The organism is Aequitasia blattaphilus (genome assembly GCF_024721305.1).
GTDB lineage: Bacteria > Bacillota > Clostridia > Lachnospirales > Lachnospiraceae > Aequitasia > Aequitasia blattaphila.
Genome location: NZ_JAMXOD010000011.1, coordinates 76,477 through 88,916, shown reverse-complemented (window position 1 = coordinate 88,916; position 12,440 = coordinate 76,477). Strand labels below are relative to the sequence as shown.

Sequence of the window (12,440 nt, the reverse complement as noted above, 5' to 3'; positions counted from 1 at the left end):
CCCCTTTTTCACTATAATTCCACCTTGTGATAGGAAATCCCATTTTTTTTCAAAATTTCCTCTTCTCTTTTTTGACAAGTAAACAGAATCACCTGCCGTTTGTTTTTTGCCAGCCATTCTAATACTTTTTCCAGTCGCCTTTCATCAAAATAGGCAAAGGTATCATCCAAGATAAAGGGATATTCCTCCCTTTGCATAATCATTGTGGCGGCCATGCGAAGAGAAAAATATATCTGCTCAATACAACCTCTGCTTAATTGGTTTAACGGAACAATTTTGTCTTCCGTCAGGATTGATAAATTCAGGCTCTCGTCTAGGAAAACTTTTGAATATTTCCCCTCCGTTATCACACTCAATATCTCACCTGTCTTTTGGTTCAGCTCCTTTTCTAATGATTGGCGCATTCTCCGAGACAGATTAATCAAGGTGTTTTCAGCTATTTCTATTCCCTTAATTTTCTCTTTTTGCTGAATGTGACTTTCTGAAAGTTCATTAAAATTCTCTAATCTCTCTTGCAGGTTCATATATTGCACTTGCTTGTCCTGCAAATCTTCCTCAAGATGTTGGTGTTCCCATCTCATTTTCTGTAGGTTTTTCTCTTTATCTTCTAAATCTTCCTTAATATTCTCCTGTCTCTTCTCTGTCTTTAATCGATTCCACGAATAAATAATGCAAATAAGAGCTATTACAATGGCCAATGGATAATTCCAAGGTCTAGGCGGCAAAATCAAAGCACCCAAAACAAAGATCAAAAACATTATTCCTTCAACGGGATGAATTCTCCACTTTGATTTTTTTACAACGTAGGGAACTTCTTCCTGCTTCTTTTCAATCTTCTTTATCTCAAGTTCTAAGACCTCTCTCTCTTCTTTTAGGGCTTGCCTCTCTCTCCATATATAGGACATCTCACTTTCGATTTGCTCACGCTTTCTCGCTTTTTCTTCAATATTGGAATCAATTTTCTTCCCCTCTTCTCTTCTTCTTTCCTTCAAGAAGCTCAGAGCCTTTGTTAAATCAATATCCCCTTCTCCAGTCATATAATAGCTGGTAGCGTAATTACTGAAGCGATTGGCAAGATTTTGATTGGTCTCAATCCCCAGCTGTTTGATAGAGATTGTATTTTCATAAACATCTTCTGTCAGTTCTTCTAACAGAATTTCCAGATCTCCATCCTCAACACTTAATACCTCATGATCATCCAAAGAAACCAGCTTCGCACCTTTATGCTCCTTATCGAACGCTCTGCTTAACAGAAAACTTCGATTTTCTACTTGAAACTCCAGATTTCCTTCATAATATCCGCTGTTTTCCCAAGGCTCAAATCGACTAAAATCGTCTTTATAAGCCGCTCGTCCCCGGCCTCTGTCCATGCCAAAAAGCATTCCCTTAATAAATCCGTGAACTGTTGATTTCCCAGACTCATTTTCACCATATATTAAATTAATACCCTCTTTTAACTGGATTCTTTTATTTGAAAATTTTCCAAAGTTTTTTAAAACGAACTCCTTAAATATCATGCTTCATTCCTTCTTGTTGTCATTAAGGCGTCTACCCCTTGATAAAGAGCCTCGTATTCCATACTTCCTTCTTCACAATCGATCAGCTCTTTAATGAATAAACCAATTATATTATCTTTGTTTTTTTCCATGATTTTCTTGAAATCATAGTATGGCTTTGTCTCATCTGTAATCTGAACAATATTCTTAAACTGATCAAATGCAGCGATATCATAATACATGTCTGCTTCACGGAATCCTACTAAAGTAACTTTATATATATTATCGATCCCACCTTCTTGTATTCTTTCAGACAGCTTATCCTTCACTTGTGCTGCTGTATCACTAACATCTACCTCAAGCTTTAGAGGCACGTAACTTCTCTTAGCAAACGAACAGAAACGAATTTTTGTTTTTTGATTTTTAATTTCGCCAAAGATATATCCGTGTTCCCCTATATCATTTCGGTCAATTGGTTCCAGAGCACCTGCATAAGCCATTTTATTCTCTGCCAAAATCATAGGCTTGTGGATATGTCCAAGAGCAATGTAGTCATAGTTTAAAGAGGCTAGTTTTTGCTTATTTACAGGCAAATATTTTTCTTCACCACCATGGAGCAAAAGAATATTATTGCCATCCTTTTTTGGCTCATGATAGGCCAGCATATCTTTCTCAATGTTTCTGGTTTGGTAGCTAAGTCCAAAGACATTTGTCGAAATGTCCTTCAGCTTCAATTTGCTCATTTCTCCATTCAGAATGAAATGTACATGGCTTTGCCATTGAAACTTCTTGTAGAAAGAATCACCTTTTATATAGTCATGATTTCCCGCAATTAAAACCACATGGGTTTTCACTAATTTCGAGAATAAATAATCCAATTCCTTCAGCTCACGGAGCATTGGTTGGTGATGAAAAACATCTCCTGCAACTAAAAGCAAATCAATTTCATCTTCATTACATTTCTGAATAATTCTATGGACGCTCTCCCATAATTCCTCCGGACGCTTTTGGGTATAGGCTTCCCCGGCTTCGGGTCTTGCTCCTAAATGTAAGTCTGCTATATGTATAAATTTCATGATTCTTCCCCTTCTAACAATGGCAGCGAAACAATAAACTGGGTCTGCAAATCATCACTTTTTGCCATGATTTTCCCCTTATGCAATTCTAATATTTCCTGGGCAATGGCAAGGCCAAGACCTGCCCCACCGGTACCACTTGATCTGGAATTGTCTACACGGTAAAATTTTTCAAAAATTGTTTGAAGCATATCTCCTGGAATACGATCCCCTTGGTTAATAAAGCGGATCATTACCGTCTTGTCCTTTTTCTTTCCCTCGATTTGAATCTTAGTATCTTCATAGCAGTAGGCCATTGCATTTCTTAAAATATTATCAAAAACTCTTGCAAGTTTATCCGGATCCCCTTCAATCATTAAATTGTCTTCGACCTCCACTTCACATGTAAGCCGTTTCTCCTGTAAAACCCCATAAAGCTCATCTGCAATCTGTTCCAGCATAAGAGAAACATTCACCTCTGTTTTATTAATCTCAATCTCTTCCATATTCAGTTTGGTAATCTCAAAAAACTCGTTTACCAGCTCTTCTAATCGAATCGCTTTCTCCGATGCAATTTTCAGATATTTCTTTCGTTCTTCTGCAGGCAAATTTTCCTGCTGCTCAAGCATGGATAGATACGCCAGTATTGACGTCAAAGGTGTCTTTAAATCATGGGCAAGAAACAAGATAAGGTCATTCCTCTTTTTTTCAGAATTCATTGCTTCAATTTCTTGCCTCCGAATCGTCGCTTTAATCTCATTTAAACGTAGCTCAATCGGCTTTAATTCTGTAATTAAACGAATGGGTTCTGTAGAATCTGAAATAATATTTTCAATTCCCTCTCCCACCTGCTCCAAATATTTTGTCATTTTGGTTAAAGAAGCATAGAAAAAAAAGCTGAATAAAAGCAGAAACCCCAGAATCATAAATAGCTCTCTGTTGCTTCCAATCAGCTTCCAGTATAGTAATGTTGCATTGTCATAGCGCATCCCTAACAGCACCATCACGCGAATGACCGCTCTTGATACAACCTCTTTGAAGGTTCCTCCAATAATATACTGTAGAATAATACTGGCTACCAGTATCGTCAGGGAGGCCGCCAAAAGAGATTGTAAAAGGATACTGAATTTTAGCTTCCTATATTTACTCTTCAACTTTATACCCTACTCCCCACACTGTTTTAATAAAATCAGATTTTCCTGTTGGTTTGCTCATTTTTTCCCGTAGATGCCGAATATGTACCATCACGGTATTATTACTTGATTTGTAATATTTTTCCTTCCATACGCTTTCAAAAAGATCCTGAGAACTAATTACTTTCCCTCGATTTTCACAAAGAATCCATAGAATATCAAATTCAATCGGAGTCAATGTAAGAGGCATGTCATAATAGGTACACTCATGGGAGGTTCGATTCAAAATCAAACCTCCAAAATCAATGATGTCACCTTGTTCTTTTACGGAATCATTATACTGGGTGTATCTTCGAAGCTGAGCCTTAATTCTTGCCACTAACTCCATCATATTAAAGGGCTTTGGTATATAATCATCTGCCCCAAGTGTAAGTCCTTGAATCTTATCTACATCTGCATTTTTTGCCGTTAACATAATAACTGGAAAGGTGTATTCCTTCCGAATCTGTCGTAAAATCTCGAAACCATCTATATCCGGGAGCATAATATCTAAAATAGCCAAATCGATTTTTGTGCTTTTGATACATTCCAGAGCATCTGTTCCATTGTAAAACTTCAAAACCTCATACTCATCATTCTTTAAAGATAACTCTATCACGTCTGCAATTGCTTGCTCATCATCGACTACTAATATCGTATACATATTACTCCCCTCCTTTTTTACAGGTCAGCGTTTCCAGTTGTTCTTGGGAATGGAATCACATCTCTGATATTCCCCATACCGGTTAAATACATAATACACCTTTCAAAGCCCAGACCATATCCTGCATGTCTGGTAGACCCATATTTTCTTAGATCCAAATAAAATTGGTATTCCTCTTCACTTAAACCTGTCTCTTTCATTCTGGCTACCAGCTTATTAAGATCGTCCTCTCTTTGGCTTCCACCTATAATTTCTCCGATTCCCGGAACCAAACAATCCATGGCTGCAACAGTTTTTCCATCGCTATTTTGTTTCATATAGAATGCTTTGATTTCAATTGGGTAATCCGTTACAAATACAGGTTTTTTATAAAGCTCTTCTGTTAAGTAGCGTTCATGCTCTGTTTGAAGATCGCTTCCCCAATGTACTTTATACTCAAAGCGGTCATTCACTTCTTCCAATAGTTCAATTGCCTTTGTATAAGTAATTCTTTCAAAGTCTGAGTTCATAACATTGTTTAACCGCTCAATTAGCCCTTTGTCCACAAAAGAGTTGAAGAAATTCATCTCCTCTGGTGCATGTTCCAATACGTATCGTATCACATATTTTAACATATCTTCTGCTAAGTCCATATTGTCATCTAAATCTGCAAAGGCGATTTCCGGCTCTATCATCCAAAACTCAGCTGCATGTCTTGTGGTATTTGAATTTTCTGCACGGAAGGTAGGTCCAAAGGTATAGATATTTCCAAAGGCTTGCGCAAAGGTTTCCCCATTCAATTGTCCACTTACCGTAAGATTTGTTTCTTTTCCAAAGAAGTCTTTTGAATAGTCTATTTTACCTTCCGCCATTGGTACATTTTCCATATCCAATGTCGTCACCTGGAACATTTCTCCAGCACCCTCTGCATCACTTCCTGTTATGATGGGAGTGTGCACATATACAAAGCCTCTTTCTTGAAAGAAGCTATGAATTGCGTAAGCACATAAGGACCGAATTCTAAATACTGCCTGGAACGTATTTGTGCGTGGTCTTAAGTGAGAGATTGTTCTTAAATATTCAAAACTGTGTCTTTTCTTTTGTAATGGATAATCTGGTGCTGAAACTCCTTCTATCTCGACACAAGCTGCTTGTATCTCAAAAGGCTGCTTCGCATTTGGTGTTGCCACCAATGTTCCCTTTACAATTAAGGCAGCACCAACGTTCTGCTTTGTTATCTCCTGAAAGTTTTCCAGCTTTTCTCCATATACAACCTGAAGAGGCTCAAAAAAAGAACCATCACTTATCACGATAAATCCAAAGGTTTTAGAATCTCTAATACTTCGAATCCATCCCCCAACCGTTACTTCTTTATCCAGATATTGTTCCGTATTCCGAAACAATTCTTTTATTTTCACTACTTCCATTCTTTTCTATCTCCTTTGTTCTATTCTTCTAACAGTATATACTATTTTTCACTTATATTCTACCTTCCGGATTCCGGTATTTTCAAATATTTGATACGCTTTTTCGATTTCCCCAGGTGTCGGTGTTGTAAAGGAATGGATGTGCTTCTCTAAGCCAAGAGCCTTGTATTTTTCTTTTCCCAAAATCGCAAAAGGCTTGTGCCCGCTGAATCGGAACCGGCTTACCCTCTGTTTTTTTATGAGACTCTGTATAAATGCGTGCTCTCTCATAACAAATGGATGGTTTCGAGTCAATATACCTTTTCCGAAGCTTCTCAATTCTCTTTGTACTACTCATATTTACCTCACTTACAAACAATTAATCGATATTTTCATTGTATACTATTCTTACTGGATTGACTAGATTTTATGAACCCTTTATAATAGTTCAGAGAATGAGGAGTAAGGTGAGAATGAGGAGTAAGGTGAAAATGAAAATATCAAGAAAAAATGCAATCCTATGGATTTTATTCTTTTTTCTTCTTTTCTTTTTTATTTGGACACAAATAAAGCAAGAAGTGACAGAAAAGATAAATGTAGAAAAAACGGGAGAACTTTTATCGAAGGAGATAAAAGGTACCGTTCAAATAGAAGATCCCTTGTTATTCAAAAAGAGATACCAGCTAAATCCTGGCGACTTTGCCGCCTTGGCTTATTATGGACCAACTTCAAACATGGGTGTTGAAGAACTTCTTCTGATTGAAATGACAGATTCTTCCCAGAAAGCGCTTCTCCAGGAGGCTCTTGATTCAAGAATCGATACCATTCACAATAACTTTGATGGGTACGGAACAGACCAGTTAGGAATCCTCAAAAAATCCCGAATCGTTTTTCGGGGAAATTACTGTCTTTTTGTGATTGCCAATGAATCTCTTCAAATTGAGGAAAGCTTTTTAGAACAACTAAAATCAGGAGGAAAAAAATAATGGTATTTAGCAGCTTTTCATTCCTGTTTTTCTTTTTTCCACTTGTTTTAATTCTCTACTATGCAGGATTTCGTTACACGAAAAATGTGATTCTGCTTATTTTTAGTCTGATTTTTTATGCATGGGGAGAGCCAGTCTATATTATTCTTATGCTTTTAAGTATTACCATCAATTATATCACCGGGCTTTTAATCGAAAGAAATATAGCATCAAACCGCATGCTTTCTGCTCGCTCCAACCTGATTTTAGCCGCTGTCTGGAATTTATTTGCAATTGCATTTTTTAAATACTATCCTTTTCTTGTATCAAATGTAAATGGAATTTTCCCTGACCTTTTACCAGACTATAATTTAAGCCTTCCAATTGGTATTTCTTTTTATACCTTCCAGGCTCTTTCCTACGTGATTGACGTATATCGCCAAAAAGTACCTGCTCAACATAATTACATCTCCTTCGCCCTTTATATCTCTATGTTTCCGCAGCTCATTGCGGGACCAATTGTTCGTTACAGTGATGTGGCAAGAGAGATTAAAAATCGAACTTTATCACTTCATGATTTTGCGTCGGGAAGCGAACGCTTTATCATCGGTCTATCCAAGAAGGTGCTTTTGGCCAATACTTTTGGTATCATTTTCGAAAATATTCAAGGCTTGGACTCCTCACATCAGGCCATTATCACCGCGTGGATTGGCGCTCTTTCCTATGCTTTTCAAATTTATTTTGATTTTAGCGGATATTCCGATATGGCCATCGGAATCGGACGGATGCTGGGTTTCCATTTTATTGAAAACTTTAATTATCCCTATCTTGCGAAATCAATTACTGATTTTTGGCAACGTTGGCATATCTCTTTAAGCTCCTGGTTTAAAGAATATCTTTACATTCCTCTTGGAGGAAATCGAAAGGGAGCTTTGATTCAAATCCGCAACATATTAATTGTATGGATGCTTACCGGATTGTGGCACGGCGCAAACTGGAACTTTATATTTTGGGGACTGTACTACGGAATACTTCTCATTCTGGAAAAATTTGTTTTTGCTTCTTTTATCAAGAGATTTCCTAAAATATACCGCATATTGACTTTGTTTTTAATTCTAATTAGTTGGATGCTTTTTGCGAACGCAGATCTTTCAGCCTTGTTTGGCTTTGGGAAAATTGCTTTTCTAAATCAAACCACATGGTACTATTTAAAATCCAGCATCCTCATTTTAGCGATTGGAGCCTTTGCTTGCCTCCCCTTCTTGAATCCATATGGGAAACACATCAAGAAAAAAGCTCCCTTTTTAGCTGTTACCTTATTAACCGGATTATTATTACTTTGTATTGTATCCTTGATTTCTCAAAGTTATAATCCCTTCTTATATTTCAGATTTTAAAGGAGATCATGATGAAAAAAAATCATTATCAAGCTTTACTAACGGTTATGCTTCTTATCATCATACTTGGTTTTCCTCTTTTCAGCATTTTGATTCCAGACAGAAAGTATTCAAAAGCGGAACGCAGAGTCCTGGATACCAGCCCAACCTTCAATCTTGAAACCTGGAAGGATGGAAGCTTTGGTTCCAATATGGAATCTTACTTAACCGACCAGTTTCCCGGAAGAGATACCCTTGTTTATGGAAATGGACTCATAAATCGCTTTCTTGGAAACAACCTGTCTCAAGGTGTGTATAACGGAAAAAATGGATTCTTGATTCAAGCCTTCCACATAGAGGATTCAACACTGAGTACCAAATCCACAAAGGCCATCCAAAGCTTTCTCGCAGAAAATAATTATGCAAATGGCTATATTCTATTGGCTCCCACTGCTTCTGAGATATTAAAAGACAAACTCCCTAAAGGCGCTCCTGTTGATAGCCAGGAAAAGTGGTTTGAAGAAAATACCTCTCAGGTATCTGGCGAAAATGTAACGGTTGTGAATCTATTTGAGCCCTTCCAAAGCTCTGAGAAAGATACCCTTTTCTACAAAACGGATCATCATTGGACCACCCAAGGTGCTTATATTGGATATCAATCTCTTATCTCCGCTATGTTCCCGGATGCAGAACCAATTCAATGGGAAGAAAAAGAAATTTGTACAAATTTCCAGGGCACCTTAATGTCTAAAAGCGGATACTATAGTGGAAAAAAAGATACGATCTCCATCTATACTTTAAAGAATATGGATGTAAACTATATTGTAGATTATGTGGAATCCCAACAGAAAACAGCCACCGTTTATAGCAGCGAAGGCTTAGAGGGAGATGATCCTTATGAAGTGTTCTTTGGTGGAAATCATTCTCATATAAAAATAACCACCGATCAAAAGACAGACCGTAAACTGATTGTTTTTAAAGATTCCTATGCCAACTCTCTGATTCCTTTTCTAATTCCTTATTTCTCAGAGATTGATGTGATTGATCCCCGCTATTATGCTGGCAGTGTCAGTCAGTTGATGGCAAACTCAAGCTACACCGATATCTTATTCTTGTATAATATTGAAACTTATTGCGAAGATAATTCTTTGGTACAGATTTTATCCATGGAGGAAGAATGATTTTATGAAAAAAACAGTGCTCAAACAAGTAATAATCCTTATCCTCTTCTTTCTCTTACTATTTCTATTTCTTTTTTTCTTTCGTAATATTGGAAAGGCGTTCTATTCAAGAGATGTAAATAAGAAGGGTATATCCTATGTAAAAAAAGAAGAGTCAAAAGACGTGGCTGCAATTATGGCCACCGTCAAAGAAATGCAGAAAACGGAATTGGCTAATCCAGAGGATTTTCAAGATAAAATAAATGAATGGAATTCTTTACTGGATCAAGGACAGGTTCCTCTTACCAGTGATGAAGAAATGACCCACTACAACAGTAAATTTTCTGATACGATATTTTTTGGAGACTCTCTGACAGAGGCTATCTACTCCTACCAGCTTGTAAACAGCTCAAGCATCATCTATGAGCGAGGTGCAAGCCTCAAAAAGCTGGAAGAATACATTCCTCAAATTGCAGGCACTTATCCCAAAAATGTGGTGGTCTTTACCGGATTAAACGATCATCCAGTAACGGAACCTCCAGCAGAATATCTGGAACGTTACCGCGTATTTCTTCAGGCATTAAAAACTCAGCTTCCGGATTCATCGATATTTGTTTTATCGATACTTCCGGCAACAGAGGAAGGTGTGAGTGCAACTCCTAAGCTAATTGACACGACAGAAATCGATGCAGGGTTATCAACCTTATGTCATGAGGTTGGTACCACGTATATTGATACCACATGGATTGTCCGTCCTGATCTTTATGAACCGGATGGAACACACTTTACTCCTTATTTTTATGCTGTTTTGTTTCGCTATCTGGATAATCTTTTCCTTTAACTTAAAACCACCTATAGAGATTTCGTCTGTTAAGACCTCTATAGGTGGTTTGTTTCAGGGTATTGCTCTCTTATTTCTCAATCACATCATAGCTGAATACTTTGCTGTAATCTTTGTTGGCACAAACATCTACGCTTTTCTTTGTATTATTAAAAACAATGCTATAAGAGGTATTGTAATTCACACCACTTAGTTCATCATAATCGTCTACTGCCTGAATTTTTTCAAGCATTTCCATTGCCTGCTCCGTTGTAACAACACCGTCATATTTCTTTAAATCCGATTGTAGAGAAATGAGGCGATCTTCTCCATCCATATATTTATCTTCAATGTCTTTACTCATGTAATGGTTCGTTACAGCTTGTCCATATTCTTCCGGATCTAATCTTTGCATTTCCCCATTTACGTACTCAATGATTGTGCTGTTTCCTTCTGCATCAGCGATTTGGAAATGAATGTTTGAATTCGCAAAACTATACATATCATACTGCTCCATCAGCTCGACTGCTTCTTCAACATTAGCGGCCTTATCCAACAACATTCGAATCGCCATTGATGTAGTAATTGCTGTCCTTCCCGTATCTTGTTTTACCGGCTCTGCTCCATATACTAAGAGCATAGCAACACTTAGTCCTTTTTCATTTATACCATCTGCCGGGTAATAAGGTGCTGCCAAAAGAATTTGACGGCCAAGCATATTATCAGGCATGCTTGTGATGTAGCCTAAGGCCAAACCGCTTGCTGTTGACAGACTTGCATACCCGTCTTTCGGCTGTGTACGTACCAAAGTATTTTGAGCATCTGCAATATCCAAATTCCTTCCCTGAATGTAGTCACCATCCGGTGTAACTGCTGTAAAAGCAGAGCAGCCTAAATCCGGGACTTTCGCCTGATGTGGCAAACCATTTAAAACTTGTTCTGATATGTCATCACCTAAGTCTCCAAGATTTGATGCTCCTTTTTCCAAAACCGTATCCAATCCGTAGTCCACTTTATATTCCATTGTATAATAGTTATCCGTTACTTTTTTCAAAGAGCTCAATGTTTCATACTCTTCATTTGTGAATTCGGAATCTCTTTGCTCTTTTTGTTCTTCTGGCTCTTTCGTCTGCTTGCATCCTGCCAACAGTCCCATTGTCATAATGGATACCATTATGACCCCAATAATTGCTTTTTTCTTCTTTTTCATACAAATCTCCCTTTTTAACATAGCATAAAATATATTATTTCCTTACTTCTCCTGTAAAACCTTGAGAATATCTTTGGAAATATTTTCTTTCGGCTTCTTTGCAGCTTCTTTATTCACTGCAATTGCTTCTGCCAGTTCTCCTCGCAGAATTTTTATATCCTTTGGTGCATCAATGGCCAGCTTTACTCCATCTGCCGTTACCTCTGTTATTGAAATACGAACGTCCTCGCCAATCAGAAGCTCCTCGCCCTTTTTTCGTTGTAATACCAGCATCACCTAATCCCCCTTTTTCTTGAATTCTTTAAGGAGATGACGCATTGCATACTGTTCATCCTCTAAAATAACCTGCAGCGCTTTACGATTTTTTATGTTCACTACAATAGGGCACTTTAAATTGATTGTACTTTCACCTACTGGTTCCCGTACAACACAAATGACATAATAGGACAGGTCTTCCTCACTGGTCGTTCCCAGCTTCTTATAGTCACTCTTTAGAATCTGTGGATTGTAATCCTCTTTTAAAAAGAAGGGGTTCATAATGACAAAGGATAGATTTTCATCCTCTGCACTTTGAAGGTTGATTACTCCATCATCCTCTTCACTCATTGGTATCGGGAGATATTCATGAAACTCACCAAATCCAAGAATTCCTTCTGGAAAATAAATTGTTCTTTCATCTTTTGCCTTTTGCATCTGTAGTCTCTCCTTTATTCCATTTTAGCACTAAAATGAAGTTTGTCCATCTGATATTTTATAATTAATGAGTGAGCCTCCCAGTCAATTTTCGGTCCTGTTCTTGGAATAAAGGTCAGTTCAAACTCACCTGTAGAGGGAGCATTTTCTGCATTCCACATTTGTTGTAAGGCTTCCCCTTTATCTCCTGGCTTGGCTGGCAATAGATATTTTCCTCTACTTGCGTATTTCGCTACTGCCTCAGATGCAGCCTGACGGCCTTTCTCTGCCAAATTTTCTACGGTGGTTTTTACCGATGGAGAAATACTATTGCGCATCTCAAAACTATCCATTCTTACCTTGATTGGTTTATGATCAATTTCTAGTCCACCTTTTTCTCTGGTAATCTTTATTTTCATTGCGTTTTGATTATACTGAATTGGATTTGTCTTCGTATGAATCATC

The 12,440-nt window shown here is 37.6% G+C and carries 14 protein-coding genes; 4 read left to right on the top strand and 10 right to left on the bottom strand.

Annotated elements, in window-relative coordinates:
• Nucleotides 1-11: 11 nt before the first annotated feature.
• From NHH15_RS09055 to NHH15_RS09030, 6 genes are all read right to left on the bottom strand, one after another.
• Entirely contained in the window at nucleotides 12-1,517 is a 1,506-nt protein-coding gene (locus tag NHH15_RS09055; RefSeq protein ID WP_262066341.1) for an ATP-binding protein, read from the bottom strand.
• Complete coding sequence (locus NHH15_RS09050; protein WP_262066340.1) at nucleotides 1,514-2,572, bottom strand: metallophosphoesterase family protein; 1,059 nt, start codon at nucleotides 2,570-2,572, stop codon at nucleotides 1,514-1,516. Before NHH15_RS09050 ends, NHH15_RS09055 begins: the two co-directional genes overlap by 4 nt.
• The gene (locus NHH15_RS09045) at nucleotides 2,569-3,705 is read right to left on the bottom strand and encodes a sensor histidine kinase (RefSeq protein WP_262066339.1); all 1,137 of its coding nucleotides are present in this window, start codon (nucleotides 3,703-3,705) and stop codon (nucleotides 2,569-2,571) included. Before NHH15_RS09045 ends, NHH15_RS09050 begins: the two co-directional genes overlap by 4 nt.
• Nucleotides 3,695-4,387, bottom strand: a complete 693-nt coding sequence (gene vanR, locus NHH15_RS09040; protein WP_262066338.1) for a VanR-ABDEGLN family response regulator transcription factor — start codon at nucleotides 4,385-4,387, stop codon at nucleotides 3,695-3,697. The genes NHH15_RS09045 and vanR overlap by 11 nt, the downstream gene beginning before the upstream one ends.
• Nucleotides 4,388-4,404: 17 nt before the next feature.
• Entirely contained in the window at nucleotides 4,405-5,793 is a 1,389-nt protein-coding gene (gene asnS, locus NHH15_RS09035) for an asparagine--tRNA ligase (protein WP_262066337.1), read from the bottom strand.
• Nucleotides 5,794-5,875: 82 nt separating this feature from the next.
• Nucleotides 5,876-6,130, bottom strand: a complete 255-nt coding sequence (locus NHH15_RS09030) for a pyruvate formate lyase family protein (protein ID WP_262066336.1) — start codon at nucleotides 6,128-6,130, stop codon at nucleotides 5,876-5,878.
• A 133-nt stretch (nucleotides 6,131-6,263) separates the two neighbouring features.
• Here NHH15_RS09030 and NHH15_RS09025 point away from each other — a divergent pair, with 133 nt between their 5' ends.
• The 4 genes from NHH15_RS09025 to NHH15_RS09010 are packed head-to-tail and all read left to right on the top strand — an operon-like array spanning nucleotide 6,264 to nucleotide 10,114.
• Nucleotides 6,264-6,758: a DUF4358 domain-containing protein gene (locus NHH15_RS09025; protein WP_262066335.1), complete on the top strand. Its 495-nt coding sequence runs from the start codon at nucleotides 6,264-6,266 to the stop codon at nucleotides 6,756-6,758.
• Entirely contained in the window at nucleotides 6,758-8,134 is a 1,377-nt protein-coding gene (locus tag NHH15_RS09020; RefSeq protein ID WP_262066334.1) for an MBOAT family O-acyltransferase, read from the top strand. Before NHH15_RS09025 ends, NHH15_RS09020 begins: the two co-directional genes overlap by 1 nt.
• 11 nt (nucleotides 8,135-8,145) lie before the next feature.
• The gene (locus NHH15_RS09015) at nucleotides 8,146-9,294 is read left to right on the top strand and encodes a DHHW family protein (protein WP_262066333.1); all 1,149 of its coding nucleotides are present in this window, start codon (nucleotides 8,146-8,148) and stop codon (nucleotides 9,292-9,294) included.
• 4 nt (nucleotides 9,295-9,298) lie between these two features.
• Nucleotides 9,299-10,114 carry a GDSL-type esterase/lipase family protein gene (locus NHH15_RS09010; protein WP_262066332.1) on the top strand — a complete coding sequence of 272 codons (816 nt, stop codon included), beginning with the start codon at nucleotides 9,299-9,301 and terminating at the stop codon, nucleotides 10,112-10,114.
• A 70-nt stretch (nucleotides 10,115-10,184) separates the two neighbouring features.
• On the opposite strand, the gene NHH15_RS09005 is transcribed toward NHH15_RS09010, so the two are convergent.
• The 4 genes from NHH15_RS09005 to NHH15_RS08990 are packed head-to-tail and all read right to left on the bottom strand — an operon-like array spanning nucleotide 10,185 to nucleotide 12,439.
• Nucleotides 10,185-11,303, bottom strand: a complete 1,119-nt coding sequence (locus tag NHH15_RS09005) for a linear amide C-N hydrolase (RefSeq protein WP_262066331.1) — start codon at nucleotides 11,301-11,303, stop codon at nucleotides 10,185-10,187.
• Between the two features lie 42 nt (nucleotides 11,304-11,345).
• Entirely contained in the window at nucleotides 11,346-11,576 is a 231-nt protein-coding gene (locus tag NHH15_RS09000; protein ID WP_262066330.1) for a carbon storage regulator, read from the bottom strand.
• Between the two features lie 3 nt (nucleotides 11,577-11,579).
• Nucleotides 11,580-11,996: a flagellar assembly protein FliW gene (locus NHH15_RS08995; protein WP_262066329.1), complete on the bottom strand. Its 417-nt coding sequence runs from the start codon at nucleotides 11,994-11,996 to the stop codon at nucleotides 11,580-11,582.
• A gap of 14 nt (nucleotides 11,997-12,010) precedes the next feature.
• Entirely contained in the window at nucleotides 12,011-12,439 is a 429-nt protein-coding gene (locus tag NHH15_RS08990; RefSeq protein ID WP_262066328.1) for a DUF6470 family protein, read from the bottom strand.
• Nucleotide 12,440 lies beyond the last annotated feature (1 nt).